Origin of the sequence: Kitasatospora sp. NPDC001603 (assembly GCF_040298365.1) — a bacterium.
Taxonomy (GTDB): Bacteria; Actinomycetota; Actinomycetes; order Streptomycetales; family Streptomycetaceae; genus Kitasatospora.
Genome location: NZ_JBEPAA010000153.1, coordinates 1 through 6,027 on the forward strand (window position 1 = coordinate 1; position 6,027 = coordinate 6,027).

The 6,027-nt window shown below is 75.2% G+C and carries 2 protein-coding genes; both read left to right on the plus strand.

The window, feature by feature from the left end:
- Positions 1-4,416, plus strand: a 4,416-nt coding sequence (locus ABT263_RS38355; protein ID WP_352298488.1) for an SDR family NAD(P)-dependent oxidoreductase, incomplete at its 5' end; no start/stop codon positions are given.
- Between the two features lie 31 nt (positions 4,417-4,447).
- Positions 4,448-6,027 (plus strand): type I polyketide synthase (locus tag ABT263_RS38360; RefSeq protein WP_352298491.1); only part of this gene is annotated, 1,580 nt, incomplete at its 3' end.

Genomic DNA, 6,027 nt, shown 5'->3' on the forward strand with positions numbered 1-6,027 from the left:
GAGCGGCTGTCGCTGGCGGCGGTCAACGGGCCGTCGGCGGTGGTGGTTTCGGGTGAGCCCGAGGCGCTGGAGGAGTTGAAGGCGGAGTTCGAGGCGGAGGGTGTCCGGGCCCGGATGGTCGCGGTGGACTACGCCTCGCACTCGGCCCAGGTCGACCGTCTCGAAGCGGAGATCACCGGGGTTCTCGCGGCGGTGGCTCCGCGTCGGGGCCGGGTGCCGATGGTTTCGGCGATGACCGGGGAGACGCTGAACGGTGAGGAGTTGGACGCCGCCTACTGGTACGGCAGCCTGCGCGCCACGGTGCACTTCGACCGCGCGGTGCGCACGCTCGCCGGTCAGGGGCACCAGGTCTTCGTCGAGGTGACTCCGCACCCGGTGCTGCTGGGCGCGATGAACGACACGCTCGAAGAGGTCGCGCTGGACTCCGCCGCGCTGCCGGCGGCCGTCTGCGGCACGCTGCGCCGCGACGACGGCGGTGCCCAGCGCCTGCTGGCCTCACTCGCCGAGGCCCATGTCAACGGCGTGGCGGTCGACTGGACGACGGTTCTGCCCTCCGCCGACCTCGTCAAGCTGCCGACGTACGCCTTCCAGCACGAGCGGTACTGGCCGCGTGCGGCCGGACCGGCTCTGGGCGGGGACGCGGTGTCGCTGGGTCTCGGTGCGGTCGGTCACCCGCTGCTGGGTGCGGCGGTCGAACTGGCCGGTGGTGCGGGGCTGGTCTGCACCGGGCGGCTGTCCGTGCGGACGCACCCGTGGCTGGCCGATCACGCGATCGGTGGGGCGGTGCTCCTGCCGGGGACCGGCTTCGTCGAGATGGTGGTCCGGGCCGGTGACCAGGTGGGCTGCGGCCTGCTGGAGGAGCTGACGCTCCAGGCGCCGCTGGTGCTGCCTGCCGACGGCTCCGGTGTGCAGGTCCAGGTCGTGGTGGCCGCCGCCGATGCGGACGGCCGTCGGAACGTCGAGGTGTTCTCCCGCCCCGACGGGCAGGAGGAGTGGACGCAGCACGCCGGTGGCGTCGTCGCTCCCGCCGGGGAGGCGCCGGTCGCGGAGGAGGACTTCGCGGTCTGGCCTCCGCGCGGGGCCACGGCGGTCGACGTGACCGGCATCTACGAGGCCGGCGCCGGGGCGTCCTACGGCTACGGCCCGGCGTTCCGGGGGCTGCGCGCGGTGTGGCGCCGGGGCGAGGACCTCTTCGCGGAAGTGGCACTGCCCGAGGGCGTGGCCGCCGATGCGGGCGCGTTCGGTCTGCACCCGGCGCTGCTGGACGGCGTGTTGCACGCCAGTGCCCTGGTCGCCGGGGCCGAGGACGAGGGCCAGGTGCGGTTGCCGTTCGCGTGGACGGGTGTCGAGCTGCACGCGGCGGGTGCGTCCGTGCTGCGGGCCCGGCTGCGCCGGGATGCGCAGGGCAGTCTGGTGCTGTCGGCGGCGGATGCCACCGGGGCTCCGGTGGTCTCCGTCGAGTCGCTGATCACCCGTCCGGTGTCGGCCGAGCAACTCCGGTCGAACGATGCCGGGGTGGCGGATGCCCTGTTCACCGTCGAGTGGGCACCGATCACCGGGGCCGAGGCTCCGGCCGGGGCGTGGGCGCTGATCGGCGCCGACCGCTTCGGTCTGGCCGAGGCGCTGGAGGCCTCCGGCGTTCCGGTCCGCTCGTTCACGGACCTGGCCGGTCTGGCCGCCGCCACCGAGGCGGGGGAGATCGAGCCCGCCCTGGTGCTGGCCTGCGCCGGTGCCCAGGTGGAGGGAGACAACGCGGCCGAGGCCGCCCGCCGGGCGACCGGCGACGCCCTGGGCCTGGCCCAGGCCTGGCTGGCCGAGGAGCGTCTGGCCGAGGCCCGGTTGGTGGTCGTCAGCCGAGGGGCCGTCGCTGCCGCGGCCGGGGAGCGGATCGCCGATCTGCCCGCCGCCGCCGTCTGGGGCCTGCTGCGCTCGGCGCAGTCGGAGAACCCCGGCCGGCTCGTCCTGATCGACCTGCCGACCGGCGCGGGCGCCGAGCAGATCGCCGTCCTCCCGACGGCACTCGCCACCGGCGAGCCCGAACTCGCCGTTCGCGGCACCCTGGCCCACGCGCGGCGCCTGGCGCGCCCGGCGGGCGAGCTGGCGGTGCCCGAGGGCCCGTGGCGGCTGGAGCCGGACGCCGGCGGTTCGCTGGAGGGCCTCGTGCTCGCGGCGGCGCCGCAGGCGGGTGACGTGCTGGAGGCCGGGCAGGTCCGGGTGGCGGTCCGCGTCGCCGGGCTGAACTTCCGGGACGTACTGATCGGCCTGGGGATGTACCCGGGCGGCGGTGTGATGGGCAGTGAGCTCGCCGGAACGGTGCTCGAAGTCGGCTCCGGAGTCTCCGGGCTGGCCGTGGGCGACCGGGTGATGGGTGTCGCCGAGGGCGCGTTCGGCCCGGTGGCGGTCACGGACGCCCGGCAGCTGGTGCGGATCCCGGAGGGCTGGACCTTCGCCGAGGCCGCGTCCGTCCCGAGCGCGTTCATGACGGCCTGGTACGCCCTGGTCGAACTGGCCGAGGCCGAGGCCGGCCAGCGGGTGCTCGTGCACGCGGGCACCGGCGGCGTCGGCATGGCGGCGGTGCAGCTCGCCCGGCACCTGGGCCTGGAGGTGTTCGCGACGGCGAGTCCGGCGAAGTGGCCGGTGCTGGCCGCGATGGGCCTGGACGAGGCGCACATCTCCTCGTCCCGCGATGCCGGGTTCGAGGCGGAGTTCCTCGCCGCCACCGGCGGCGCGGGCGTGGACATCGTGGTGAACTCCCTGGCGGGCGAGCTGACGGACGCCTCGCTGCGGCTGCTGCCGCGCGGTGGGGCCTTCGTCGAGATGGGCCGCACCGACGTCCGGGACGCGGAGGCCCTGGCCGTCCAGTACCCGGGGGTCTTCTACCGGCCGTTCGACCTGGGCGAGGCCGGGCCCGAGCGGATGGGCGCGATGCTCGGCCGGATCGTCGACCTGATGGCGGCGGGCGAGCTGACGCGGCTCCCGGTCCGGGCCTGGGACATCCGGCGGGCGCGTGAGGCGTTCCGCTTCATGCAGCAGGCGCGCCACACCGGCAAGCTCGTCCTCACCGTCACCGCCGGCCCGGCCGAACCCCGCGAGCGCGGCAGGTCGGCGCTGGTCACGGGTGGCACGGGCACGCTCGGCGGCCTGGTGGCCAGGCATCTGGTGACCACCGGGCGGGCCGACGGGCTGGTGCTGACCGGCCGTTCCGGCCCGGCCGCGCCGGGCGCGGCCGCGCTGGCCGCGGAGCTGGCGCAGTCGGGCGCGTCGGTGGACGTGCTCGCCTGCGACGCGGCGGACCGCGACGCCCTGGCCGCCGTCCTGGCCGGAGTCCCCGCCGGGGCTCCGCTGACGACCGTGGTCCACACCGCCGGTGTCCTGGACGACGCGACCATCGCGTCGCTGACCCCCGAGCGGGTGGCCGCCGTGATGCGGCCCAAGGCCGACGGTGCCTGGAACCTGCACGAACTCACCCGGGGTCTGGACCTGGAGCACTTCGCCCTGTTCTCCTCGGCCGCGGCGACCTTCGCCAGCCCCGGTCAGGGCAACTACGTGGCGGCCAACGCGTTCCTGGACGCGCTGGCGGCCGACCGCCGGGCGGCCGGACTGCCCGCCACCTCGCTCGCCTGGGGCATGTGGGCCGAGGCCAGCGCACTGACCGGGCGGCTCAGCGACTCCGAGCGCGCCCGGATCAACCGCGGCGGCGTCGCCGCGCTCAGCGCGGACGAGGGCCTGGCGCTGCTGGACCTGGCGCTCGCCAGGGACGAGGCGGTGCTGGTCCCGGCCAAGCTCGACCTGGCCGGGCTCCGGGCCCAGGCCGGCCGCGCCGCCGACGTCCCGCCGCTGTGGCGGGCCCTGGTCGGCGGCGGGACGGGCCGGCGCCACGCCGCCTCGGGCGCCGTCGGTGCGGACTCGCTGCGCAAGCAGCTGGCCGGGGTGTCGGAGCCGGAGCGGCTGCGGCTGCTCGTCGACCTGGTCCGGGCCCACGTGGGCGCCGTGCTGGGGCACGCCTCCGTCGAGGCGGTCGAGTCCACCCGGGCCTTCACCGACCTGGGCTTCGACTCGCTCACCGCGGTCGAACTGCGCAACCGCCTGGGCACCGCGAGCGGACTGCGGCTGCCGGCCACCCTGGTGTTCGACTACCCCAACCCCACGGAACTGGCCGGGCTCCTGCTGGAGAAGCTGCTGCCGGAGCTCGCCGAGCACGGCGAGGCGGACGCGGCCGAGGAGAAGCTGCGGAAGGCCCTCGCGACCGTCCCGCTGTCCAGGTTCCGCGATGCCGGGCTGATGGAGGCGCTCATGCGGCTCGCCGACGTCCGGGACGCCGCGCTGATCGGCGACCAGGGCGAAGAGGCCGAGGCCATCGACGAGTTGGACGCGGACAGCCTGATCCGCCTGGCCCTGGACGGCGAGTCGGAGTGATGTTGATGATGCTCGATGCGTGGAGGCAGCGATGACCGGACAGGCCGACAAGCTCCTTGAAGCGCTGCGTGCCTCCGTGAAGGAAACCGAGCGGCTGCGACAGCGGAACCGCCAGCTCGTCTCGGCGGCCTCGGAACCGCTGGCGATCGTCGGCATGAGCTGCCGCTACCCCGGGGGCGTGACGACCCCCGAGGAACTGTGGGAGCTGCTCGCCGCCGGCGGGGACGCGATCTCCGGGTTCCCGGACGACCGCGGCTGGGACACCGAGGGCGTCTACGACCCCGACCCCGACCACCAGGGCACGTCCTACGTGGTCGAAGGCGGGTTCCTGCGGGACGCGGCCGGGTTCGACGCCGGGTTCTTCGGGATCTCGCCGCGTGAGGCGCTGGCGATGGACCCGCAGCAGCGGCTGCTGCTGGAGACGTCCTGGGAGGCGCTGGAGCGGGCCGGGGTCGACCCGGCCTCGCTCCGGGGCTCGCAGACCGGCGTGTTCGTCGGCGTCGCCCCCTCCGACTACGTCGCGCACCAGTCCCTGCAGACCATGGAGGGGCTCGACTGGCACCTCATGACCGGTGGTGCGGCCAGCGTGATGTCCGGCCGCATCTCCTACCTGCTCGGTCTGCAGGGGCCGGCGGTCTCCGTCGACACGGCGTGTTCGTCGTCGCTGGTGGCGCTGCACCTGGCCTGCCAGGCGGTGCGCGCCGGGGAGTGCTCGCTGGCGCTGGCGGGCGGTGTCACGGTCATGGCCACCACCATGGGCTTCGTCGGGTTCTCCCGGCAGCGCGGCCTGGCCGAGGACGGGCGTTGCAAGGCGTTCTCGGCCGACGCGGACGGCATGGGGATGGGTGAGGGCGCCGGCATGGTCGTCGTCGAGCGCCTGTCGGACGCGCTGCGCAACGGGCACAAGGTGCTCGCGGTGGTGCGCGGTTCGGCCGTGAACCAGGACGGCGCGTCCAACGGTCTGACGGCGCCGAACGGTCCGTCCCAGCAGCGGGTGATCCGTGCGGCCCTGGCGAACGCGCGGATCTCGGCCGCCGACGTGGACGCGGTCGAGGCGCACGGCACGGGCACCACGCTGGGCGACCCGATCGAGGCGCAGGCGCTGCTCACCACCTACGGCCAGGACCGTCCGGAGGGACGGCCGCTGCTGCTGGGGTCGGTGAAGTCCAACATCGGCCACTCCCAGCAGGCGGCGGGTGTCGCCGGTGTGATCAAGATGGTGCTGGCGCTCCAGCACGAGCAGCTGCCGAAGACCCTGCACGCGGACGTGCCGTCGCCGCACGTCGACTGGACGGAAGGCGAGGTCCGGCTGCTGACCGAGGCCGTGCCGTGGCCGGCCGGTGAGCGGGCCCGCCGGGCCGGGGTGTCCTCGTTCGGTCTGAGCGGTACCAACGCGCACATCATCCTGGAGGAGGCCCCGGCCGGGGGCGCCGAGCCCCAGGAGGGTGACACCCCGGCGACGGCGCCGGTGGTGTCGGGGGCGGACGCCTGGCTGGTGTCGGGCCGCACGGCCGATGGGCTGACGGCGCAGGCGGAGCGGTTGCACGCGTGGGTGTCGGCGCGGCCGTCGGTGGATCCGGCGGAGGTGGCGTGGTCGCTGGCGACGACGCG